This is a genomic window from Agrobacterium sp., assembly GCF_059499945.1.
The window spans coordinates 946,533-970,136 of record NZ_JCABZP010000014.1 but is presented as its reverse complement, the minus strand read 5'-3'; the positions used below and the strand labels follow the sequence as shown (position 1 = coordinate 970,136).

Below are 23,604 nucleotides of genomic sequence, written 5' to 3'. Positions count from 1 at the left end.
AAATCCCTTGCAAATATGGCCTTTTGGCCACTCGCCGCTTGTCTGTCGCAAGGTAAGACGCTAGCAATCTCAACTCGTGTGAAAAGCTTGAAATACCCGGAGATTCCAGGATGAAAAACAATAAAGCCGGTTTGCTGGCGCTGATCGTGCTGGGCATTGCGTCCCTGCTCATGATCTTTTTCGTCCTGCCGCGGATTTCCAATGACGGCAAACCGATCGGCGACGCCATCAACGAGGCCGGCAACGCCGTGAAGAACAGCGTTGAAATGGGCAGTGACAAGGCGGGCGACATCCTCTCCGATGCGGCCGAGGAGACGGCCAACATCGCCGATAAGGTGGGGCGCCTGGCGGCTTCCGCAACCCAGTCGATCAAGGATCTGACCACTCTTTTCGCCGATAGCAAGGTTCCCTCCGACGCCGATTTCGCGGCGGCGCGCAAGAAGGTCGAGACCTCGCTCAAGGAACTGACGAATATCGAAATTCCCGAGTCGCTGGATGAAACGACGTCGCGGCTCATCACCACGGCCCGCACTGCGGCCGAACGCACCACGGCGTTCCTGCGCGGCCTGCCTGACAATGCTGCGGCGGCGGCGGCACAGGTGCGTCGTCTGGCGGGCGTCTTCGCCGGCACCGACGATGGTGCGCCCGAACCGGCAAAGCCGGCCGCAGCACCAGCCGATACGGCACAGTCTTCTTCCGGCGCGCCGACTTTCGACGTTCTGCGCGTCGAGCCCGATGGTTCGGCCGTAATCGCCGGCAAGGCGCAGCCCGGCGCAAAGCTCGAAATCCTCAGCAACGGCAAGGTGGTCGCCCAGACGACCATTGACGGCACCGGCGATTTCGCCGCCGTTTTCGACAATCCCCTTCCCCCAGGCGATCACGAGCTCGTTCTGCGTTCAACCGACGCCAACGGCAAGGCGACGCAGTCCGAGGAAGTGGCGACCGTTTCCGTGCCTGATGGCAAGGCGGGCGAGCTTCTGGCCATGGTTGCCAAGCCTGGCAAGGCGAGCCGCGTGCTGGCCATGCCGGAGGCAGCACCCCCGGCGCTTAAGCCGCAGGCCGCGCCATCGCAACAGCCTGCGGCCACATCTGAGACCAGCGCCAACACCGCCGCCGCGCCGCTCGCCGGTACTACAGCTCCGTCCGCCGCGGCTCCGCTAACGTCGAGCGTTCAGGTCACTGCCGTCGAGTTCGAAGGATCGAAGATTTTCGTCGCGGGTTCCGCGCCCGCGGGTTCGACGGTGCGCGCGCTTGTCGACGACACGGAAATCGGCAAGACCACGACGGAAGCCTCGGGTCATTTTGTCATCGAAGGCGATGTCGATCTTGCCGTCGGCAGCCATATCATCACCGTCGAGGAACTGAATGCCGACGGCACCGCGAAAGTGCGCGTGCGCGTTCCCTTCGAGCGGCCGCAGACCGATCAGGCAACCGTCGCCATGCAGGCGCCATCCACCTCATCTTCGGCGACCACGACCGCGGCACCGGCTGAAAACCAGAGCACGGCAAGCGACCGCGCCGCTTTCGAAAAGCTGCGCGCCGATGTCGCCAAGGCCTTCGGCATTCTCTCCAATCTCTACAGGGATCAGGCGACGCCGGCGCTCGACCAGGCCATTGCCGGCCGCTCCGCCGTCGTCATCGGCCTGAAATCGCTTTCGGAATTCCGTACAGCGGCCGCGACCGAGCCTGCCTTCACCGCCTTTGCGGGCGATATCACCGCCAAGGCGCGCCAGCTGCTGACATCGGTCGAGGCATGGCCGAACGACGTGGCGGCAATCGGCAAGGGCATCGCTTCGCTGGCAAGCCGGCTCTCCGAACTGCACATCACCGCGCCGCCCGCACCGGCACCGCAGGCCCCTGCTGGCCCGCAGACCTTCGAGCAGGCGCCGCTGGCCGAAAGCCAGAACAGCGTCATCATTCGCCGCGGCGATACGCTGTGGCAGATTTCGCGCCGCGCGTACGGACAGGGCGTGCGTTATACGACCATCTATCTCGCCAACGAGGACCAGATCAAAAACCCCGACCTGATCGAGCCCGGCCAGATTTTCGGCGTGCCAAAGGAAGCCCTGCCGAATGCGGAGGAACTTCACCGCAAGCGGCTGAAGAGCGGTTCCTGAGCATTTGAAGCGTTGCGGTGAACCCGTGACGACCCTATCTGTGACACGCGCGGCGGCTTGACCAGAGCCGCCGTCCTGCTGTCGGCTTCCGGCAGTGACCGGAGAGAATGATGGCCACGACCAAAAAAACAATTTCGGCGGATTCCAGCAATCCGACCCAGACGCTGATCAATCTCTGGCCCTATATGTGGCCGGAGGGTCGGTGGGACCTGAAGATGCGGGTGGTCTGGGCGACCGTATTCCTCATCGTCGCCAAGCTGGTGCTGATCGCCGTTCCCTATTTCTTCAAATGGGCAACGGATGCGCTGAATGGCAAGCTCGATATGGCAGGACTGGTCCCGGCCTTCCTGCTCGGCGCCGTCGCACTTGTTATCGCCTACAATCTGACGCGGCTGATCCAGGTCGGGCTCAACCAGCTGCGCGATTCCCTCTTTGCGAGCGTCGGCCAGCATGCGGTGCGCCAGCTCGCCTACAGAACCTTCGTGCACATGCACCGGCTTTCTTTGCGTTTCCATCTGGAGCGCAAGACCGGCGGGCTTTCGCGGGTTATCGAGCGTGGCACCAAGGGCATTGAAACCATTGTCCGTTTCACCATCCTCAACACAGCGCCGACCTTCATCGAATTCCTGCTGACGGCGATCATCTTCTGGGCTTCCTACGGTTTTTCCTATGTGCTGGTCACGGTCATCACCGTCTGGGCCTATATCTGGTTCACCGTGCGGGCCAGCAACTGGCGTATCGGCATTCGCCGCGCCATGAATGACAGCGACACCGACGCCAACACCAAGGCGATCGACTCGCTCCTGAATTTCGAGACGGTCAAATATTTCGGCAATGAGGAGATGGAGGCGCGGCGTTTCGACGTCGCCATGGAGCGCTACGAGAAGTCGGCGATCTCGATCTGGACGTCGCTCGGCTGGCTGAACTTCGGTCAGGGCGTGATCTTCGGCATCGGCTCGACCGTTATGATGGTGATGTCGGCGCTTGCCGTGCAGCGCGGCGAACAGACCATCGGCGATTTCGTCTTCGTCAACGCGCTTCTGCTGCAGCTTTCGGTGCCGCTCAACTTCATCGGTTTCGTTTATCGCGAAATCCGCCAGGGCCTGACCGACATCGAGCAGATGTTCGACCTTCTGGAGGTGGAAGCCGAAGTGACCGACAGGCAGGATGCAGAACCGCTCGCGGCCGGCCCAGGTGCCATCTCCTTCCGCGATGTGCACTTCGCCTATGACCCCGAAAGACCGATCCTGAAGGGCGTTTCCTTCGACGTGCCGGCGGGCAAGACGGTGGCGATCGTCGGGCCTTCAGGTGCGGGAAAATCGACGATCTCGCGGCTGCTCTATCGCTTCTACGATATTCAGGAAGGCTCCGTCACCGTTGACGGGCAGGACATTCGCGACGTGACGCAGAAGAGCCTGCGCTCGGTGATCGGCATGGTGCCGCAGGATACCGTGCTCTTCAACGACACGCTTGCCTATAACATCCGCTACGGTCGCCCCTCGGCAACCGACGAGGAACTGAGGGCGGCGGCGGATGCGGCACAGATCAGCGCCTTCATCGGCAAGCTGCCGGAGGGCTACGCGACCATGGTGGGTGAACGGGGCCTGAAGCTTTCCGGTGGTGAAAAGCAGCGCGTGGCGATTGCCCGCACGATCCTTAAAGCCCCGCCGATCCTCATTCTCGACGAGGCGACCTCGGCGCTCGACACCCACACCGAACAGGAAATCCAGAGCGCGCTCGATATCGTCTCGAAGAACCGCACGACGCTAGTTATCGCCCACCGGCTTTCCACCGTCATCGGCGCGGATGAGATCATCGTGCTGAAGGAAGGGCTGATTGCCGAACGCGGCACCCACAGCTCGCTGATGACGCAGAACGGTCTCTATGCCTCGATGTGGAGCCGCCAGCGCGAGGCGATCCGGGCGGAGGAAATGCTGCGCCATGTTCGCGAAACCGACGATCTGGGTGTCATCGACCGCGGCGAACCCGCCCATTGATGGCTATACCCCGGGGTAACTGGGCCGACGGACGAACCCCGCCATTGCCGCGCGGGGCGTTTGGCTGTAACCAGCTAGGCAAAATTTGTCGCATTGCCGTGTGGAGCGTGTCGTATCACGACCACATATAGACGCGGCAGACGAAAACCGGAGCAAGGAATCTCATGAATCTGTTCGACACCATTCGCAACACCATCGTACCGATCCACAAGGAAGGTTATGTCTTCGTGGCGGCCTTCTTCGTCGCATCGCTGGTGCTCGGCTGGATCGCCGAACCGCTGTTCTGGGTCGGCCTCGTCCTGACGGCCTGGTGCGCCTATTTCTTCCGCGACCCCGAGCGCGTCACGCCGCAGGATGACGACCTCATCATCAGCCCGGCCGACGGCAAGGTTTCCGCCGTGCAGAGCGTCGTTCCGCCGCTGGAGCTGGAACTCGGCAAGGAGCCGCTGGTGCGCATCTCGGTGTTCATGAACGTGTTCAACTGCCATGTGAATCGCGCGCCGGTACGCGGCCGCATCGTCAATGTCGCCTACCGTCCCGGCCTCTTCCTCAATGCGGAAGTCGACAAGGCTTCCGAAGACAATGAACGCAACGGCCTCGTCATCGAGACTTCGCACGGCAAGGTCGGCGTGGTGCAGATCGCCGGCATGGTTGCACGCCGCATCGTCTGCTGGGTGAAGCCGAATGAACCTGTTGATGCCGGTGAGCGTTTCGGTCTTATCCGTTTCGGTTCGCGACTCGATATCTTCCTTCCCGCAGGTTTCGAGCCGCGTGTATCGGTCGGCCAGACGGCGATTGCCGGTGAAACCGTGCTTGCCGAATTCGGCTCGGCCAAGGGTCCGGTCGTCAGCCGCCGCGGCTGACGGAAACAGGAAGGGCATGCGCATGGAAACGCCGATCGCCGAGCCGCAACAGAACGGCAAACCCGAGGGCCGCAGCGACAGCGGCCGTGGACCCCGGCTGAGGGAAATTCCCTTCCGCCTCGTCGTTCCCAACCTCATCACCGTTCTGGCCATCTGTGCGGGCCTGAGCGGCGTGCGTCTCGCCATTGAAGGCCGCTTCGAGCTGGCCGTCGGCATGGTACTGCTGGCCGCCTTTCTCGACGGCATAGACGGGCGCATTGCCCGCATGATGAAAGCGACGTCGAAATTCGGCGAACAGATGGATTCGCTGGCCGATATCGTCAATTTTGGTGTCGCCCCTGCCCTCGTGGTCTACGCCTACCTTCTCGATCAGGCGCGTTCCATCGGCTGGATCGCCGCCCTCATCTATGTCATCGCCGCCGGCCTGCGTCTGGCGCGTTTCAACGTCATGATCGAGCGGCCGGTAAAGGCGCCTTGGCAGAATGAATTTTTCGTGGGCGTGCCGGCCCCGATGGGCGCCATGCTGGTGCTTCTGCCTGTCTATCTCGGCTTCCTCGGCGTCGAGCCGGACAAGCCCTTTGCCTATGTCGCCGCCGCCTATACGGTCCTGATCGGTTATCTCCTCATCAGCCGCCTGCCGGTCTGGTCGGGAAAATCGGGCACCAGCCGCATCCGCCGCGATCTGGTGCTGCCGATGATCCTCGTCGTCGTGCTCTATGTGGCGATGTTGATGAGCTTCACCTGGGAGGTTCTGGTTCTGACCGTTGCCGCCTATCTCGTCTTCATCCCCATCAGCGCCCGCCTCTGGCACCGCCGCTACGGCACGCTGACAATCGAGGAAGACGCGCATGACGACGCGAACGGCGGCAACGGCCTCGATCGCGGCATTTAAAACCGCAGGTTTATTTTTTCTCGCTACAAGCCGGTGCAGGGTGTGACGCAAAATGTCGCAGCCTGAAAAGCCGGCTTCGTTTTTTTTGCCTCGAATCCGTCAAGATTAGCCGCGAAAGAAGTGGCTCACACGCATCGCAACGGCGATTGGCGTGAATTGTGGAGAGAGAGAAATGACGAACGAGACGAAGGCACAGCCGCAGGCGAAGCCCGACCTCAACAGCCACTACCGCCCGCTCGGACTGAAGGCCGTTGCGGCCGCAGCCCTGATGCTGAAGCGTAAGCCCGCTGCCAAAACCGCCTGAAAATATTCGCTTTTTTGATTTTCCCGGTTTTTGCGGACTACCCGGAAAACGGAGAGTTGCGGACGGAAGATCAACAAGCATGCGGCGCCTTTTCCGGGCGCCGTTTTTGTATATGGCGTTCCGCGAAACCGCGGATCGTCAATCATTTGCAAAATTGGCAACCTTCTGTAACGAAGCTGAAACGAAAATGTAGTAAAAATCTCGCCTTCCACAAGAAGGCTATACGAACAGCGACGTATAGATTAGTGAATACAAAAGAACTTTTCTATTCCGCATTTTTTTCCACAACAATGAATAAGCCAATTTTCGAATTCGCAGAAATGCGGATGACGAATATTCGGCGTTGGGGGAAGATTGTGAAGACAGGCCAGGGGGGCTTGGGACGGCCATGCAGGATAAAATCCTTCTGATTGAAGATTCCGTTGCTCTTTCCATGCTGCTGAAGACGCGGCTTTCGGAAGAAACGGAAGCCGAGGTTGTTCATTGCGACAGCATGGCCGCGGCCGATGCCCTCATGCAGGCCCATAGTTTCACGCTGGCGCTGACGGGTCTCAATCTGCCCGATGCGCCGAAAGGCGAGATTCTCGCACTTTTATCCGAGCGTAAGGTGCCGGCGATCGTTTTCACCGCCACGGTGGATGACGAGGCGCGCAAGCGCTACGCCGAAAAGAAGATCATCGACTACATTGTCAAGGACGGCCATCGCACCGTCGATGCGGTGGTCAGAACGGTCCAGCGGATTTTGAGCAACAAGCTTTTTTCCGTCCTGGTGGTCGATGATGTTCGCACAGCCCGCTCCGGTCTCGTGGAAATTCTGGAACGGCAGAATTTCAGGGTCAGCGAGGCCCATTCGGGCAAGCAGGCGCTGGAAATACTGTCGCAGGACCCGACGATCCAGCTTGTCATCACCGACTACCATATGCCCGACATGGACGGTTATGAGCTGACGCGCCGCATCCGCGACAGCCGCTCATCCGAAGATTTGCGGGTGATCGGCATATCGTCCTCCACCGACCGGTTGCTTTCGGCAAGCTTCCTGAAGGCGGGCGCCTCGGATTTCGTCTACCGCCCTTTCGTGCCGGAAGAATTGCAGTGCCGCATCGATAACAATATCGAGACGCTGAAGCAGCTTAAACGCCTGCGCGAGCTGGCCGAACGAGACCACCTCACCGGTCTGCCCAATCGCCGCTCCTTCTTCGAGCGCACGCGGGCGCTGATGGATGTCATCAACGGCAATGACGAGAGCGGCGCCGTCGCCATTCTCGACATCGACCATTTCAAGAAGATCAATGACACGCTGGGGCACGATGCCGGCGACAGGGCGTTGAAAAAGCTGGCCGAACTGCTGCATGACATGTGCGATGAACAACGCCATATTCCCGCCCGCCTCGGCGGCGAGGAGTTTGCCGTGTTCCTACGTGGGCTGGATGCGCGAGCCGCCTATCAGTTCTGCGAAGAGCTGCGTGGACAGGTGGAAAAGAACGGTCGGCAGCTGAGCGGCAGCAGCCTCGCCCTGACGATTTCGCTCGGCGTCGTGGAGATCGAAAAGGGCGAACCCTTCGACAACCAGCTGAATGCGGCGGACCAGCTGCTCTATCTCGCCAAGGCAAATGGCCGCAACCGCGTCTATTCCGACATCATGATCCAGGAAGGCCTGCAGAAGATCGGCCGGAACAGCTGAGCTTTTCTGAACAAGATAGTCTTGTGTGGGACCGAGCGCGTGCCGCGTAACGACGGCTGACCTCAACTTCCTCGGAAAGCATCTCAAAACAGCGACATCTGCCCGTCATCCTTCGCCGGTTTGATCTTCGCCAGCGGCGCGCTTTCCGGCACCGGCTCGATGAGATCGGCACCGACATTGGCGACCTTGTTGACCTTGTCCGATACCGGGATCATCTCGAAGAAATCATCCTGAACCGGCCGCATCAGGTCGACGATCTCGCGCGGTTCCTGGGTCTTGCAATCCAGCCAGCGGCTGAAATCCTCGGGCGCAATGACAACAGGCATGCGGTCGTGAATACGGCCGATCGCGGCATTGGCGGCGGTGGTGAGGATCGCACCGGTATCGACCTCCGAACCGTCGGCGGAAGACCAGGTTTCCATGAGGCCGGCGAAAGCGACTATGCCGCCACTTTTCGGGCGAATGAAATAGGGTTGCGGTTTGCCGCCCTCCTCCTTCGGCGGGCGTCGCCATTCGTAAAAGCCGGTTGCGGGCACCAGCACGCGGCGATGGCGCATGGCGGCGCGGAAGGAGGCCTTGCCGATGGCGGTTTCCGAACGGGCGTTGATGAGCAGCGGAAAATCCTTCGGGTCCTTTACCCAGCCCGGCATGAAACCCCAGCGGACCAGCACGGCGCGGCGATTGGGCAGGTTGCTGCCGCGCTCCTGCCGCTCCCCCTCCATCACGATCAATATGGGCTGCGTCGGTGCGATGTTGAAACGGGCGGGAAAATCCTCAAGGCCGATCAGATCGAGATAGTCGGCGATCTCCTCGGGTGTCGCCTTCAGCACGAAACGTCCACACATGCTTTTTCCTCAACCCCTTGGTCCGAACAGGATGATGGCGGTGCCGGCAAGGCAGACAGCGCCGCCGGCAATATCCCATTTGTCCGGCGCATGCCCTTCCACGCCCCAGAGCCAGAAAAGCGACGCAGCGATGTAAATCCCGCCATAGGCGGCGTAAGCCCTGCCCGCCGCCTCTGTCGGAACCAGTGTCAGAAGCCAGGCGAAAGCGGCAAGCGCCAGCATGCCCGGCAGCAATATCCACCCGGTCTTGCCGAGTTTCAGCCAGGCCCAGAAGGAAAAACAGCCGGCGATTTCGGCAAGAGCCGCCAGGACATAGATAAGATAGACCTTCATTCCACCGTCTTTAGCATGCACAATCGCGACAGTTCCGGACTATAACGCTCACTTCGGAAACCGGAATCGATTTTCCGGACCACGACACTATAGACAGGCCGCAGACGGCCGAAACAAGCGAAACCATTCATGACCCTTCGTATCAAGCCCCGCGCTGCCTCCTCCGCCATCGTCAGGAACGGAGACCGGCTGCTTCTCGTGCGCCGTATCAACCCGCCCTCGAAGGACATGTTCGCCTTTCCGGGCGGGCGCGGCGAAGACGGCGAAACGGCAGCCGAGACGGCGCTGCGCGAATTGCACGAGGAAACCGGTATCGTGGCGCGAAGGCCGCAGCTTTTCGCGACCTATGATCTTCCCTCCCGCGACGCTGAAGGCGTGCTGACGAGCCATTATTTCCTCTCCGTCTTCACCGTGGAGACGGATGCCGATCCCGTCGTGACTGTGGGCGACGATGCGGCGGATGCCGGGTGGTACACATTGGCGGAAATCCGCCTTCTGCCTGCGCCCGAAAGTGTGGTCGAATGCGCCGAGCGCCTGCTTGCATGATTGCCAGTCAGCCAGAATCGCTATTATCTAGGACTGATCCGCCCGCCGGATGGTCACGAGCCAACAGTTCACGAGTATGTGTGGGGCAGAATAGAATTTTGATACGGCCAACCATCTTCCTGTCTCTTTTTCTGACCATGCTTGCCATATCAGGGCAAGAAGGCATCGCTTTTGCGCAGCCTTCAAAACCGGCTTCCGAGGCACGTCCGGCGGAAGCGATACCGCCCAAGCCCGCTCCTTATGACGACAAGCTGGCACGGCTGTCGGAAATACTGGGCGCGGTGCAATATCTGAGAACCCTGTGCCCCTCTTCCGGACCGGAGGACTGGCGCAGGTCGATGAGCGATCTTCTGGCTGCGGACACGGCCAACGAACCTGAACGACGTCAGCGCATGACGGCTGCATTCAACCGTGGATACCGCTCCTTTGCGGCCATCCACACCAGTTGCACACGCGCCGCCATCATGGCAGAAGAGAACTACCGTAACGAAGGGGCAACACTCGCGCAGGAAATCGCGTCCAGGTTCGGAAATTAGAGGATTGTTAACCTCTTTTCGCCGCAGCCCGTGCCGTTTTGATAAAAGGCTGCTAGTGTTGTTAACAGGGTGGTAAGGACTTGCCCGCCCTGTCGAGGATGAAAAATGCAGACAAGCCGTAACGAAATCGACGATATGATCGTGCATGAAAAGATGCAGGTCGCTCTGGAACACCAGAACGAGGCATGGGCTGACGGCATGGCCGACGGCATCGAGCCGGAGATCATCGCCGATGCCGCCATCGCTCTGGCCATGCGCGAAACCATCCGTATCCATGGCGAGGCCGGCGCTGAAGCAATGCTGGAATCGCTGCGCCAGCGCATGCTTCAGGGCGAATTTTCGCCGCAGCGGGTAATACAGTAAAGCCGGGGTCTATCATGTCTTGCCTGAGCAAGGGCCTTTTGCGCTCTTCCGCCCTGCTGTCCATTCTGCTTGCCCTGACCGCCGGTCCGATTGGCGTGCCGAGCCGCGCCTTTGCCCTTTCCGAGCTGAAGCCGGCGCAGAACACCGAAAGCGAGCCGAAGGCCGAGAGCGAGCAGCCGCAGCAGGCCCAGCCTGCTGAGCCGGACGAGATCGAAGGCGATTCGGAAGGCATTCCCCTGCCCGACCCTTTGGTGGACCGTTCCGCTGGCCAGGCAAACCAGCAATCCGCCAAGCCCGATAACACCCCGGAAATGTCTGTTGTAATCGAGCACGACATTTCCAAGGCGCCGGAACCCGTGCGCAAGCTGCGCCAGCAGATCATCGACGCCGCCGCGTCAGGCGATATCGAAAAGCTGCGGCCCTTCATCGCCGCCGGGCAGAACCAGTTCCGCATCGACGGCAGTGACAGCGAAGACCCGATTGCAGCGCTGAAAAGCTATTCCGGCGATCCGGACGGGTTGGAAGTGCTGGCGATCATCATCGATCTCCTGTCGACCGGTTATGCCCATATCGATGCCGGCACCCCTGACGAAGCCTATGTTTTCCCCTATTTTGCCGGAAAACCGCTGAATACGCTGACTGCACCGGAAAAGGTGGAGCTTCTGCGAATCATCACGGCGGGCGATCTGGCGGACATGCAGGAATTTGGCAATTACAGCTTCTATCGCGTCGGCATTTCGCCTGACGGCAAGTGGAAGTTCTTCACCGCCGGCGATTGATCGCATCGCAGTGCTTGCCGTTCTCGGGCAAAAATCCTAACTGTGCGGAATGAGCATTCCGGCAAATGCATCTGCATCTTGCCTGCTATCCGCATAGTCTCGACGAACCGAACGGTGACACCATGCCTTCCGCCTTTCTTGCCGACCGCCGCCTGATCCGGGTTTCCGGCACCGGCGCCGAGGAGTTTCTGAACAACCTCATCACCGCAGATATCGAGAATCTGCCGGCAGGCGAGGCCCGGGCCGCGGCACTTCTGACGCCGCAGGGCAAGATCCTGTTCGATTTCCTGATCTGGCGCGATGGCGGGGACTATCTGATCGAAACGGGCGCCGCCGAACAGGACGCATTGCTGCGCCGCCTGACCATGTACAAGCTGCGCGCACCGGTCGACCTCAAAGTCGAGACGGTAGAAGGTGTGAGCGTTTTCTGGACCGAGACTGCACCGGTGGCAGGCGTCAGGGACGGCCGTTTCGCCAAGGCCGGAATCGATCTCTTCAGGCTACCGGGCGCATCGGCCTCGGGCGATGTTGCGGCCTATGATGCGCTGCGCGTTGACCATGGCATTGCCGAATCCGGCCGGGATTATGCGCTGCAGGATGCTTTTCCCCATGATGTTCTGATGGATGTGAATGACGGCGTTTCCTTCAGGAAGGGCTGCTTCGTCGGTCAGGAAGTCGTCTCGCGCATGAAGCACCGCGGTACGGCAAGACGCCGCGTCGTCACCGTTTCGGCCGGAGGCGCGTTGCCCGCCAGCGGGGCGGAGATTACCGCCGATGGAAAACCGGTCGGCACGCTTGGAACCGTTTGCGGCAACAGGGCGCTTGCCATCGTGCGGATCGACCGCATTGCCGATGCGCTTGCTTCGGGCACGCCGCTTCTTGCCGAGACTGTTCCCGTGACCGTGGCCCTGCCGGCCTGGAGCGGCCTTTCCTTCCCGGCGGTCGATCCCGCGGCTCGGGCGGAGGATTAAGAGTGACGCCCGCAAAAAGCCCGCGCGCCTGGCAGCGCATGCTGTCCGGCCGGCGGCTCGATCTGCTCGACCCTTCGCCGCTCGATGTGGAAATTGCCGATATCGCCCACGGCCTTGCCCGTGTCGCCCGCTGGAACGGCCAGACGCGCGGCGACCACGCCTTTTCCGTCGCCCAGCATTGCCTCATCGTCGAAACCATCTTCTGCCGCATGTGCACGGGTGCGACGCCTGATGACATGCAGATGGCGCTTCTGCATGACGCGCCGGAATATGTCATCGGCGATATGATCTCGCCGTTCAAATCCGTGGTCGGCGGTGGTTACAAGACCGTGGAAAAACGGCTGGAGGCCGCCGTGCATCTGCGTTTCGGCCTGCCACCACATGCATCGCGCGACTTGAAGGACCGCATCAAGAAGGCCGACACGGTCGCCGCCTTTTTCGAGGCGACGGAGCTTGCCGGTTTTTCCACCGCCGAGGCGCAGAAATTCTTCGGCCTGCCGCGCGGCATTACCCGCGATATGTTCGACATTACGCCCCTGCCCTCCACCGAAGCGCAAAAGCTGTTCATCGAACGTTTCGAGGCTATCGAGGCGCTGCGCGCGGTCAGGACGGGGAGCGCGACATGACGGCCATTGTCGTATCGCCGCTGTCGCGGATCGCGGAGATGGCCGTGAAACACAAGGCCCGCGAAATGGTGACACTGATCGCCAAAGAGCAGGCCTTTCACCGCCCTGCCGTCATTGCCGCAGATCGGCATCTGACGCTTGCCATGAACGACATCACATTCAAGGGCACCGCTGATCTCATCGCGCCTGATGATGCGCATGTGCTGAGGCTGATCGATTTCGCCCGCGAATGGGACCAGTCCGCGCCGCTGCTCATCCATTGCTGGATGGGTGTTTCGCGCTCGCCCGCCGCCGCCGTCATCGCAGCGCTCAGCCTTTATCCTGACCAGGATGAAATGGAGCTTGCGCTGCGCCTGCGCGCCGTCTCACCCTATTCCACGCCGAATGCCCGCATCATTGCCATCGGCGACCGTCTGCTTGGACGCGACGGCAGGCTGGTGGCGGCGATCAAAAAAATCGGCAGGGGCGCGGATACGGATGGTAACGTGCCCTTCGTACTGCCGCTTGGCGCCTGAGGCCGTTTTAGCGGAACCCTCACGGCGTCCAGTCGTTACCAACCCTGAACAGCAATAAAAATCACAGGATAATTCATGGAACAACAGGCAACGGATATCATCGTCGCATCGCAGGCGGCGTTGCAGCAGGCGAGCGCGCTTGCGGTGCAATATTCCTTCTCGGTCGTTGGTGCGCTTCTGCTGCTGATCATCGGCTGGCTGGCCGCCACCTTCCTGCAACGCTGGGCCTTTCAGGGCCTGTCGCGCATTCGCGGCTTCGATGCGACGCTCGCCGGCTTCTTCGCAGGCGCCATCCGCTATGTGGTTCTCATTCTGGTACTGGTCATGGTGCTTGGCCAGTTCGGGGTGCAGACCGCCTCCATTCTCGCCGCCCTTGGCGCCGCCGGTCTGGCCATTGGTCTGGCGCTGCAGGGCACGCTGCAGAATATTGCCGCCGGCATCATGCTTCTGGTGCTGCGTCCCTTCCGGGTCGGTGAATATATCGAGACCGGCACGGTCAGCGGCACGGTGATCGAGATCGGGCTCTTTGCCACCGAACTCAAGACCAGCGATGGGCTCTATCGTCTCGCGCCCAACTCCACCCTCTGGAACGTGCCGATCACCAATTACAGCCGTTTTCCCTCGCGCCGTCACGAACTGAGCCTGACGGTCAAGACTGACGAGGATCTCACGGCCGCGCAGAATATGCTGATGAAAGTCGTGCGCTCGGAGAGCCGGGTTTTGCTGGACCCCGCCCCCGTCACCTTCGTCGATTCGGTCAGCGCCGACAGCGCCACCGTCAAATTGCGCTACTGGGTGCGCAGCGACAGTTATTTCGCGACAACCCGCGACGTGACGAAGGCCATGAAGCTCGCCTTCGACGAACGAAAGGCGGAAGTGAACGCGCAGCCTGCCTGAGACCTCACCTCTCCCCCCTCTTTTCAAGCGCGGTGGCTGCAAGAGCCATCGCGCTTTTTCGTTGCGTTGCGTTGGAGCACACACTTGCATCCCGCTGACGTGGCCTCTATAGGTCGTTACGTAATGTTATTACGTAACTTACTTTTATGGATATGAGAGGGCCGAAACAATGCAGAAGATACTCACCCGCGTCACCGGCGCTGTCGCACTTGGTTCCATGCTGCTGGCGGCGACCACGGCAATGGCTGCCGGTGGCGACAAACCCGCAGCCCATAGCCACGACCATGGACACGATCACGGCCACCAGATGACCGAGGCGGAAAAGCAGATCTACAAGGGTTATTTCGAGGATGCGCAGGTGAAACCACGTGCGCTTTCCGACTGGGAAGGCGACTGGCAGTCGGTCTATCCCTACTTGCTGAACGGCTCGCTGGACCCCGTCATGGCCGAAAAAGCGGCCCATGGCGACAAGACCGCCGCCGAATACCGCGCCTATTACGACATCGGTTACAAGACCGATGTAAACCGCATCGTCATCAAGAGTGACAGCGTGGCGTTTTATAAGGACGGCAAGCCCGCTGAAGGCACCTATGTCAGCGACGGCCATGAAATCCTGACCTACAAGAAGGGCAATCGCGGTGTCCGCTACATCTTCAAGAAAACCGGCGGCGATGAGGCCGCACCGCAATTCATCCAGTTCAGCGATCACTCCATAGCCCCGGTCAAGGCGGGCCATTACCATCTCTACTGGGGAGCTGACCGCAAGGCGCTGCTGGACGAAGTGACCAATTGGCCGACCTATTATCCCTTCCTGATGGACGGCGGCGATATCGTGAAAGAAATGGCGGCGCATTGAGACCGTAACTTAGCGGTCTTCCGCAGCATGCGTGAATGACGCGAGCGGTTGCCGCTTGTCACCTTCTCCCCGAGGGGGAGAAAGTCGCGGCAGCGGGATGAAGGGGCAAGCTCTCGGCTTATCGCTGGCGGTGCCCCTCATCTACTCCTCCGGGGCATCTTCTCCCCGGCGGGGAGAAGAAAGGCTCACTGCCCCATGGTCGAACGATGCGCCCAGCCGGTCATGCGCTTTTCAAGCCAGGCCATAATCGCATACATGACGATGCCTTCCACCGCGAGCATCAGCAGGCCGGCAAAGACGAGCGGCACATTGAACTGGCTCTGGGCCGAACTCATCATGTTGCCGAGGCCATAATTGGAAGCGACGGTCTCCGATACGACCGAGCCGACGAAGGCGAGCGTGATGGCGATTTTCAGCGAGCCGAAGAAATAGGGCATGGAACGCGGAATGCCGACCTTCAGCATGATATCCATCTTCTTTGCGCCGAGCGCCCGCAGCACATCTTCCGTTTCCGGCTCTATGGTGGCAAGCCCGGTCGCGACATTCACGACGATGGGAAAGAAGGAAATCAGGAAGGCGGTCAACACGGCGGGGACCGTGCCGATGCCGAACCAGATGACGAGGATCGGCACAAGCGCCACTTTCGGGATGGCGTTGAAGCCGATCATCAGCGGATAAAGCCCGGCATAGATGGTTTTCGACCAGCCGATGAACAGACCGATGGCAAGACCGGCGGCCACAGCAATGGCAAAACCCAGTGTCGTCGTATAAAGCGTCTGCAGCGAATTCTTCCAGATCGGCGACCAATATTGCATGATGGCCTGTCCAACCCTTACCGGTGACGGCAGAATGGTGGGCGGCATTTTCAGCGCATGGACGAGCAGTTCCCACAACACGAAAAGCGCCAGCGTATAAAGCCATGGAGCGGCTTTCACCCAGTTGACGCGGGCGATCAGCGGCTTGCGCGACTCGGCCGCAACGGTGCTTTCCAGGATCGCGCTCATGCCGCCACCCTCGCCTGGGCGATCTCGCCATGCAGTTCCTGCACCATGTCGTTGAAACCCCTGTCGTACATGATATCGAGCTGGCGCGGGCGGGCAAACGGAACGCGGTGTTCCGCGAGCACGCGGCCCGGCCTTGCGCTCATCACGAAAATCTTGTCGGCCAGAAATGTCGCCTCGCGCAGATCATGGGTCACAAGGATGATGGTGACACGCTGTGCGGCGTGCAGGTCGCGGATGACGCACCACAATTCCTCGCGGGTGAAGGCATCGAGCGCGCCGAAAGGCTCGTCCAGCATCAGTAGTTCCGGTTCGTGGATCAAGGCCCGGCAAAGATTGGCGCGCTGCTGCATGCCGCCGGAAAGCTGCCACGGGTATTTTGAACCGAAACCCTTCAGGCCGACGATTTCCAGCAACCGCTCGGCTTTCGCGACATATTCCGCCTTATGGGCGCGCAGGCGTCGGCGATGTTTCTCGACGATTTCCAGCGGCAGCAGGATATTTTCGAGCGTTGTGCGCCAGGGCAGCATCGTCGGGTTCTGAAACGCCATGCCGACAATGGAAACCGGCTCCGTGACCTGCCGCCCGGCAACGATGACATTGCCCTTCTGCGGAATATGCAGCCCGGTCACCAGCTTCATCAGGGTCGACTTGCCGCAGCCGGAGGGACCGACCACTGCGGCAAATTCACCCTTGTCGACCGTCAGGTTCAAGCCGGATACGGCCAGCGTGCCGGCGGAGCCGCCGTAACGCATGTCGACACTGTCTATTTCCACGAGATGTGACATTGCTGTCCCCGTTTTAAGTTGCTGATCGGGCGGTTGAACCCTGCAGCGTTGCAGCTTGTTTCTTCTCCCCGCCGGGGAGAAGGTGGCCCGAAGGGTCGGATGAGGGGGCAGCGCCAGCGATAGACCGAGAGCTTGCCCCCTCATCCCGCTGCCGCGACCTTCTCCCCGGCGGGGAGAAGAAGCATGCCGCACCCGCTCACTCCGCCCATTACGGAAGCATGCGCTCTTCCTTGGCCGGCAGGTAGGTCGCGTCGAACACCTGCTCCGCCTTGACGTTGCCCTTCAGGCCGAGGGAGACTTTCAACGTTTCGACGGAGGCCGCAAGCCGGGCAGGATCGACGCCGCCCATGCCGTTTTCCACCACATAGGGCGTCTTGATATTCATGCTGTTGGCCATGTTGAGGCGTTCAAGCTCGATGGCGCTGTCGAGCGTCTCGTTGCGCTTGAGCACAGCCGCCACGCCCTCTTCGGGGTTCTTGACTGAATCGGCGAAGCCCTTGGCCAGTGCTTTCAGAAAGCCCTTTACTGCTTCCGGGTTTTTCTCTGCGAAATCAGTGTTTACCAGCACCGCATTGCCATAAAGATTCAAGCCGTGCTCGGCCATCAGGATGGTCGAGATATCGTCATCGGCGATGCCCTGTTTCTTGAGGTTGAGGATCACCGAAAAGGCAAAGCCGAAAACGGCGTCGACATCGCCCTTGGCGAGCATCGGTTCACGCACCGGAAAACCGATCGATTCGATCTTGATCTTGCTGTCGTCGAGACCCGCCACCTGTTTGAAGGCCGGCCATTGCGCGAAAGCGCCATCCGGCGGCGGCGCGCCGAGCTTCTTGCCTTCCAGCGACTTCGGATCACCGGTGACACCCAGCGACTTGCGGCCGACCACGGCGAAAGTCGGGCGCTCATAGACCATATATACGGCCTTGATCTTCTGGCTCGGATCTTCGTCGAGGAACTTCATCACCGAATTGATATCGCCGAAACCCATCTGATAGGCGCCGGTCGCCACGCGCGGAATAGCTTCAACCGAACCGTTACCGCTGTCGATGGTGACATCGAGACCCTCAGCCTTGAAGTAACCCTTGTCGAGCGCCAGCAGGAAACCGGCGGCGGGGCCTTCGAACTTCCAGTCGAGCGTGAATTTCACCGGTGTTTCGGCCCGCGCCTCGATGATCGGCAGCGAAAAGCCGGCGGTTACACCGATGGCGGTAATGGCCAGAGCTCTGGTCAACAACCTGCGCGTTAAAATCATCTGTTCCCCCTGATGGTTTTGTTGGATTGGTTGCATAAGACCCAATTCCAACCCTCAAGGCAAGATAAAATTGCATACAAAATAGCCGTTATTTTGTGTGCTTATTTTATATGCACAAACAATCACAAGACAGGCAAAAAGCCGGCAATCTGCCCATCGCGAATGCAACGAAGCGAAAGCAGTATCGTTCACCCAGAGAACACAGCGTTCTCATTTGCCGGGGTTGCGGATCAGGGGCAGCGTGCGACAAATAGGGCCATGAACAGCAGGCGAAACGGCGGGACGGCAAGATGAATTCTGCACTGGGCATACACCACATCACCATGATCACCCGGAAGGTGCAGGCGAATGTGGATTTTTACGCCGGCTTTCTGGGCTTGAGGCTGGCCAAGCGCACGGCCGGCTTCGAAGACGCCATGCAGCTTCACCTGCTTTATGGCGATGACATCGCCTCGCCCGGCTCGCTTCTGACATTTCTCGTCTGGGAAGATGGCGGCCAGGGCCGTGTCGGGTACGGCCAGACGCTGGAAATTTCCGTGGCGATCGATCCCGCTGCGATCGGCTTCTGGCTGACGCGGGCGCTGAGATTCGGCATCCGCGCGGAAGGCCCGACTGACGAATTCGGCGCTCCGGTTATCCGGCTGAAAGATCCTGACGGCCTGATCGTCAAGCTGGTCGGCACCCGCGCCTTTGCCGATGCCACGCCACATGTGACCGACGATATTTCCGCAGAAGACGCCATTCGCCGAATCTATGGTGCGACGGTGCTGAGTGAAGTGCCGGAAGAAACCGTAGCGTTTCTGGAGAAACATTTCGGCTACCGGCAGGAAAGCCAGGCGGGTGCGATCCGCCGGCTCGTTTCCGACAGCGGCGACATTATCGACGTGCGTGACGCCACCGGCTTCTGGTCCAGCGCGCCGGGCACCGGCACCGTCGATCACATCGCCTTCCGGGCGAAGGACATGGATGAGCTGAACACGGTTCTAACCGGGCTGAAATCGCTGAATTCCAGCACCACCAACGCCCATGACCGGAAATATTTCCACTCGCTCTACGTCCGCGAACCGGGCGGCGTGCTGATCGAAATGGCGACCGATGGGCCGGGCATGACGGTCGACGAACCGCTGGAATCGCTCGGCGAAAAACTGTTCATCCCGCCGCTCTTCATGAAGGACGAGGCGGATGTGCGTGTCGCCCTGCCGCAATTCTCGATGCCGGGCGAAGAACGCATCATCTATCGCGACCTGCCCTTCGTGCACCGTTTCTACACGCCCGAGGAAGCTGATGGCAGCACCATCATCCTGCTGCACGGTTCCGGCGGCAGTGAAACGAGCCTGATGCCGCTGGCGCACCGGGCAGCACCGGGCGCCACCCTTCTGGGCGTGCGCGGCCGCAGCACGGAAGAAGAAATCGCCCGCTGGTTCCGCCGTTTTCCCGATTTCAGCTTCGACCAGCAGGATATTGTCACGGAAACAGAAGCCTTTGCCGCCTTCGTGGAGGGGGCAATCCGCGCCTATGGTCTTGATCGCTCGAAACTGCGGTTTATCGGCCATTCCAATGGCGCGAACTTCTACGCCGCCTTTGCCGCGCTCTATCCCGAACTTGCAGGCGACGCCCTGCTCTATCGCCCGATGCCGGTTCTCGAAACATGGCCGCAAACCGATCTTTCCGGCCACAATTTCCTGCTCGTGGCGGGACAACGCGACAAATATCTCGACAAGGCGAGCGAACTGCAGGGAAAGCTCACGGCGAGCGGTGCAAAGGCCGAGATGGAAACCGTTGAGGACGGGCACGAGCTCGGGCTTACCGATATCGAAGCGGCGCGGCGGTGGCTGGCGGGTGCTTCCTGATTCGAGCGGTACATCGGATCGAGCGGAGGCCACCCATTTCTTCTCCCCGTCGGGGAGAAGAAACAAATGGCATATGCTTACCCCCGCGCCACCCACACCATTCATCAACCGGGCCTTGCATAAATTCACCAAAAGGGCTTTAAAAACAGCTTCGTAATTGGAGAGTCCGTTTGGAAATCCCGCTGTTTATCCTCGCCCTCGTCGCGGCCTTCATCTACACGCTGGTCGCGAGCATCCGCAATTCAAGCCGAATCAAGTCGCTCGAACGGGAGGTGCACAGCCTCAAGCGGCTGATGGCTGCGGGCGTGACGTCGGCTGCGGCAGTGCAAACGGAGAGCACGGAATCCACGGTAAAACCGGATTTCGAGGCGGAAGAGCCAAGCACGCCCCCTGCGGAAGACACAGCCTTCCAGGCTGAATACGCATCCGAGCCCGAAGACGCCGCCGCCATGGCAGCATCGGAAGAGCTGGCGCGCGAGGAGGCCCAACCTGCGCCTGCCGCCGAGGCCGTATCCACCCCGGCAACGAAGGAGAGCTTCGAAAGTCTGCTCGGCGCGCGCTGGGCGGTCTGGGCCGGTGGACTGGCGCTGGCGCTCGGCGGCATTTTCCTCGTTAAATATTCGATCGAATCGGGCCTGCTCAGCCCGGCCGTGCGGCTTTCGCTCGCCGCCATTTTCGGTCTTGTTCTCGGGCTTGCCGGCGAAGCGATCCGCCGCAAGGCGGTGCCGGGCATCGCCACCACCTATTCCAACGCCATGATACCGGGCGTGCTGACGGCGGCGGGCGCATTGACGCTGTTCGGCGTGGTTTATGCAGCCTATGGCATTTACGACTATATCGGTCCCGGCGCGGCTTTTGGCCTGCTTGGCCTCGTCGCTTTCGCCACCATCGGGCTTTCGCTGCTGCACGGGCAGGCGCTGGCCGGTCTCGGCCTTCTCGGTTCGATGCTGACACCCGCGCTGATTTCCACCGAAACGCCGAATATCTGGGCGCTCTTCGTCTTCCTCACCGTCTCCTGGCTGGCAACGGCGGCAGCGGCGCGCAGGCAGGGCTGGACCGTGGTTCCCTCTCTCGCCAATGCCGGGCTTGGCCTCTGGGCGCTCGGCTATATCGGCTTTTCCGAAACGATCAGCGCCGAACCGCCAACACTTGCCCTGCTCGTCATGCTGGCGGGAACAATATTCCTCTGGCCCGGCAAGGCATTCGACACGCCGCCCGCCCAAACTGCCGAAACCGCAGCGCCCGAGCGACGCGCCGTCCGCGCCATGCGGCTTCTGCTACGCCCGTCACTCGCCCTCAATCTCACCGTCTCGATGGCCGTGATCCTGCCGGCAATCGGCTTCCTTTTTGCCGATGGCGGAGTCGATACTCATCCGGCCCTGATCGTTTCAGCGCTCATAGCCGCCCTTGCGGCCCTTGGCGCCGCCCGCCACTATGCGGTATGGCCCGCTATTATCGCAGCACTTGGCGCGCAGGCTGCGGTATCGCTGATGTCACGTCAGGGTCTCGACTTCATCGGCGTCATCAACGATACGGCCGTATCGCTTCCGCCCGTGTCGGTTGGCTACACGGCGGAAATCGCCATGGCGCTCGGCCTCGGGGGCGTCTTCGTGCTGTCCGCCTTCTCCTTCCTGAAGCGCAAGGGTGCTGACGACGCGGATTTCGCCCAGCTCTGGGCTGGTATCGCCGCGCTATTCCCGGTCTGGCTCGCCACCGCAAGCTTTGTCGAATACGGCAATCTTGGCCGCGACTGGCTGCACGCCGCCTATGGCCTCGGCCTCGGCTTCGTGTTGATTGCAGGTGCCGAATGGCTGCATCGGCAGAACAATGAGACCTATCGCAAACCGCTCAACATCCTCGTGCTCGGCTCCTTCGCCGCCTTCGCGCTCAGCCTGCACACGCTGACGGAGGGGCTGGTGACAACCGTTCTCCTTTCGGTCATCGGCTTCATCTATGTGCTGGCCAGCCGTTACCGCAACTGGGAGGTTCTGCCCTGGGTGATGGCCGTGGCAAGCGTTGCCGTTCTCGGCCGCATCGCCTGGGAACCCACCATTGTCGGGCCGCAAAATCTTGGGCTCACGCCGGTCTTCAACGCGCTTCTTCCGGGTTACGGCATTCCCGCACTGCTGGCCGTCGCCTCGGCATGGCTGCTGCGCGACTGGCCGGGGGTCAGGGCGAAGAACTTCCTGCAGGCGATTGCCAGCGTCATGGGTCTTCTCGCCGTCGCCATCCTCGTCCGCCACGCAATGAATGGCGGCACGCTGGATGACAGTGTGCCGACGCTTGGCGAACAGTCGATCTATACGCTGCTGACCATTGGCTTCTCGGGCGTGTTGATGACGCTCGATCTGAAAAGCCCCAGCCCCATCTTCCGCTACGGCTCGATGATTGCCGGCGTGATTGCCGTCATCAACGTGCTGACGATGCATTTCTTCACGCTCAACCCCTATTTCACCGGCGAAAATACCGGCCGCATCCCGTTCCTCAACCTGCTGCTGATCGGTTACCTCCTGCCGGCGCTCGCCTATGGCGGCCTTGCCTATTACGCGCGGGGAAAACGTCCACCGCCCTATGTCAGCATGCTGGCGGTGGCGGGCGCAGCGCTCGGTTTTGCCTGGGCCACGCTTTCAGTGCGCCGCTTCTGGCAGGGCGAAAATATTGCCGACTGGAAGGGTTTCCTGCAGGGCGAGACCTACAGCTATTCGGTGGTCTGGCTGCTGATCGGCGTGTTGCTGCTCGTGCTTGGCTCGCGCTTTAATGCCCGCAGCCTGCGTCTGGCATCGGCCGCCTTCGTGCTGATCTCGGTTGCCAAGGCGTTCCTGATCGACATGAGCAATCTCGAAGGCGTGCTGAGGGCGCTGTCCTTCATCGGGCTCGGCGCGGTGCTCATCGGCATCGGCCTGTTCTACCAGAAGATCCTCACCCGGAAGCCGCAGGCATGATCGCGGCCGAGGCTTTCGCGCCCTATGCGGCGCTTGCGCAGGACCTGATACCGCACGCCGCAGACAGCGGCGACGGTTCGCATGATCTTGCCCATATTCACCGCGTCTTCCGCAACGCCATGCGCATCCATGCGGGCGAAGGCGGCGATGGTAACGTGCTGGCCGCCAGCGTGCTGTTGCATGATTGTGTGGCGGTGGAGAAGAACTCACCGCTGCGCGCGCAGGCCTCGCGGCTTGCGGCGGAAAAGGCATCCGGCATTCTGATGGGGCTCGGCTGGAAACAGGCGGATATTGACGCCGCCGCCCATGCCATCACCACACACAGCTTTTCCGCCAATATCGAACCGCAGACGCTGGAGGCGAAAATCCTTCAGGATGCCGACCGGCTGGACGCCATCGGCATGGTGGGGGCGGCGCGCTGCTTTTATATTGCCGGGCGCATGGGCTCAGCACTTTATGATCCGGTCGACCCGCTGGCGAAGGACCGGCCGCTTGACGACCGCGCCTTTGCCATCGACCATTTCGAAACCAAGCTGTTCAAGCTGGCCGACGGTTTTCGCACCGAGACAGGCCGGCAGATGGCCAGGGCCCGCCATGAGCGGCTGAAACAGGTGCTGGACCTGTTTCTCGACGAGATCTAAGGAGACCCT

General features: G+C 60.9%; 23 protein-coding genes. 18 read left to right on the top strand and 5 right to left on the bottom strand.

What is annotated here, in order from left to right:
* The first annotated feature begins 110 nt into the window (after positions 1–110).
* The 6 genes from AC5I5B_RS16510 to AC5I5B_RS16485 all read left to right on the top strand — a co-directional run bounded on the left by AC5I5B_RS16510 (position 111) and on the right by AC5I5B_RS16485 (position 7,854).
* On the top strand, positions 111–2,117 hold the full coding sequence (locus AC5I5B_RS16510; protein ID WP_099085518.1) for a LysM peptidoglycan-binding domain-containing protein: 2,007 nt from the start codon (positions 111–113) through the stop codon (positions 2,115–2,117).
* A gap of 110 nt (positions 2,118–2,227) precedes the next feature.
* Positions 2,228–4,114, top strand: coding sequence for an ABCB family ABC transporter ATP-binding protein/permease (locus AC5I5B_RS16505; RefSeq protein ID WP_111834269.1), 1,887 nt, complete (start codon positions 2,228–2,230; stop codon positions 4,112–4,114).
* Positions 4,115–4,278: 164 nt separating this feature from the next.
* Positions 4,279–4,977 (top strand): phosphatidylserine decarboxylase, encoded by a 699-nt coding sequence (locus AC5I5B_RS16500; RefSeq protein WP_111834268.1) that lies wholly within the window; start codon positions 4,279–4,281, stop codon positions 4,975–4,977.
* 22 nt (positions 4,978–4,999) lie between these two features.
* Positions 5,000–5,869, top strand: coding sequence for a CDP-diacylglycerol--serine O-phosphatidyltransferase (gene pssA, locus AC5I5B_RS16495; protein ID WP_020009523.1), 870 nt, complete (start codon positions 5,000–5,002; stop codon positions 5,867–5,869).
* A 172-nt stretch (positions 5,870–6,041) separates the two neighbouring features.
* The gene (locus tag AC5I5B_RS16490) at positions 6,042–6,173 is read left to right on the top strand and encodes a hypothetical protein (protein WP_003496883.1); all 132 of its coding nucleotides are present in this window, start codon (positions 6,042–6,044) and stop codon (positions 6,171–6,173) included.
* Between the two features lie 388 nt (positions 6,174–6,561).
* Entirely contained in the window at positions 6,562–7,854 is a 1,293-nt protein-coding gene (locus AC5I5B_RS16485) for a GGDEF domain-containing response regulator (RefSeq protein WP_003501996.1), read from the top strand.
* A gap of 83 nt (positions 7,855–7,937) precedes the next feature.
* Here the strand turns inward: AC5I5B_RS16485 and AC5I5B_RS16480 are convergent, their stop codons facing one another.
* Together AC5I5B_RS16480 and AC5I5B_RS16475 are read right to left on the bottom strand one after the other, a co-directional pair.
* Complete coding sequence (locus AC5I5B_RS16480; RefSeq protein ID WP_065694921.1) at positions 7,938–8,699, bottom strand: SOS response-associated peptidase; 762 nt, start codon at positions 8,697–8,699, stop codon at positions 7,938–7,940.
* A 9-nt stretch (positions 8,700–8,708) separates the two neighbouring features.
* Positions 8,709–9,032 (bottom strand): YnfA family protein, encoded by a 324-nt coding sequence (locus AC5I5B_RS16475; RefSeq protein WP_031234137.1) that lies wholly within the window; start codon positions 9,030–9,032, stop codon positions 8,709–8,711.
* A gap of 129 nt (positions 9,033–9,161) precedes the next feature.
* Here AC5I5B_RS16475 and AC5I5B_RS16470 point away from each other — a divergent pair, with 129 nt between their 5' ends.
* The 9 genes from AC5I5B_RS16470 (at position 9,162) to AC5I5B_RS16430 (ending at position 15,121) form a co-directional block, all read left to right on the top strand.
* Positions 9,162–9,578 (top strand): NUDIX hydrolase, encoded by a 417-nt coding sequence (locus AC5I5B_RS16470; protein WP_060724009.1) that lies wholly within the window; start codon positions 9,162–9,164, stop codon positions 9,576–9,578.
* A 98-nt stretch (positions 9,579–9,676) separates the two neighbouring features.
* Positions 9,677–10,114: a TIGR02301 family protein gene (locus AC5I5B_RS16465; protein ID WP_060724008.1), complete on the top strand. Its 438-nt coding sequence runs from the start codon at positions 9,677–9,679 to the stop codon at positions 10,112–10,114.
* A 105-nt stretch (positions 10,115–10,219) separates the two neighbouring features.
* On the top strand, positions 10,220–10,477 hold the full coding sequence (locus AC5I5B_RS16460; RefSeq protein WP_003501987.1) for a hypothetical protein: 258 nt from the start codon (positions 10,220–10,222) through the stop codon (positions 10,475–10,477).
* A gap of 14 nt (positions 10,478–10,491) precedes the next feature.
* Positions 10,492–11,256, top strand: coding sequence for a hypothetical protein (locus tag AC5I5B_RS16455; protein WP_111793945.1), 765 nt, complete (start codon positions 10,492–10,494; stop codon positions 11,254–11,256).
* A 122-nt stretch (positions 11,257–11,378) separates the two neighbouring features.
* Entirely contained in the window at positions 11,379–12,227 is an 849-nt protein-coding gene (gene ygfZ / locus AC5I5B_RS16450) for a CAF17-like 4Fe-4S cluster assembly/insertion protein YgfZ (RefSeq protein WP_111834515.1), read from the top strand.
* A 2-nt stretch (positions 12,228–12,229) separates the two neighbouring features.
* Positions 12,230–12,853 (top strand): YfbR-like 5'-deoxynucleotidase, encoded by a 624-nt coding sequence (locus tag AC5I5B_RS16445; RefSeq protein WP_060726123.1) that lies wholly within the window; start codon positions 12,230–12,232, stop codon positions 12,851–12,853.
* Positions 12,850–13,368 (top strand): tyrosine phosphatase family protein, encoded by a 519-nt coding sequence (locus AC5I5B_RS16440; RefSeq protein WP_003501980.1) that lies wholly within the window; start codon positions 12,850–12,852, stop codon positions 13,366–13,368. Before AC5I5B_RS16445 ends, AC5I5B_RS16440 begins: the two co-directional genes overlap by 4 nt.
* 75 nt (positions 13,369–13,443) lie before the next feature.
* Positions 13,444–14,265, top strand: a complete 822-nt coding sequence (locus AC5I5B_RS16435) for a mechanosensitive ion channel family protein (RefSeq protein WP_003501978.1) — start codon at positions 13,444–13,446, stop codon at positions 14,263–14,265.
* Between the two features lie 169 nt (positions 14,266–14,434).
* Positions 14,435–15,121 carry a metal-binding protein ZinT gene (locus AC5I5B_RS16430; protein ID WP_111834267.1) on the top strand — a complete coding sequence of 229 codons (687 nt, stop codon included), beginning with the start codon at positions 14,435–14,437 and terminating at the stop codon, positions 15,119–15,121.
* Between the two features lie 185 nt (positions 15,122–15,306).
* On the opposite strand, the gene AC5I5B_RS16425 is transcribed toward AC5I5B_RS16430, so the two are convergent.
* From AC5I5B_RS16425 to AC5I5B_RS16415, 3 genes are all read right to left on the bottom strand, one after another.
* Entirely contained in the window at positions 15,307–16,125 is an 819-nt protein-coding gene (locus tag AC5I5B_RS16425) for an ABC transporter permease (protein ID WP_099085520.1), read from the bottom strand.
* A complete protein-coding gene (locus AC5I5B_RS16420; protein ID WP_162690383.1) occupies positions 16,122–16,910 on the bottom strand; it encodes an ABC transporter ATP-binding protein in 789 nt (262 codons plus the stop codon). The genes AC5I5B_RS16425 and AC5I5B_RS16420 overlap by 4 nt, the downstream gene beginning before the upstream one ends.
* Positions 16,911–17,118: 208 nt before the next feature.
* Positions 17,119–18,162: an ABC transporter substrate-binding protein gene (locus tag AC5I5B_RS16415; protein ID WP_111780929.1), complete on the bottom strand. Its 1,044-nt coding sequence runs from the start codon at positions 18,160–18,162 to the stop codon at positions 17,119–17,121.
* Between the two features lie 290 nt (positions 18,163–18,452).
* Between AC5I5B_RS16415 and AC5I5B_RS16410 the strand changes: the two genes are divergently transcribed.
* The 3 genes from AC5I5B_RS16410 (at position 18,453) to AC5I5B_RS16400 (ending at position 23,595) form a co-directional block, all read left to right on the top strand.
* Positions 18,453–20,012, top strand: a complete 1,560-nt coding sequence (locus AC5I5B_RS16410; RefSeq protein WP_080866040.1) for a VOC family protein — start codon at positions 18,453–18,455, stop codon at positions 20,010–20,012.
* Positions 20,013–20,182: 170 nt separating this feature from the next.
* Positions 20,183–22,954: a DUF2339 domain-containing protein gene (locus tag AC5I5B_RS16405; RefSeq protein ID WP_162686141.1), complete on the top strand. Its 2,772-nt coding sequence runs from the start codon at positions 20,183–20,185 to the stop codon at positions 22,952–22,954.
* Positions 22,951–23,595 (top strand): HD domain-containing protein, encoded by a 645-nt coding sequence (locus AC5I5B_RS16400; RefSeq protein WP_111784527.1) that lies wholly within the window; start codon positions 22,951–22,953, stop codon positions 23,593–23,595. The genes AC5I5B_RS16405 and AC5I5B_RS16400 overlap by 4 nt, the downstream gene beginning before the upstream one ends.
* The last annotated feature ends 9 nt before the right edge of the window (positions 23,596–23,604 follow it).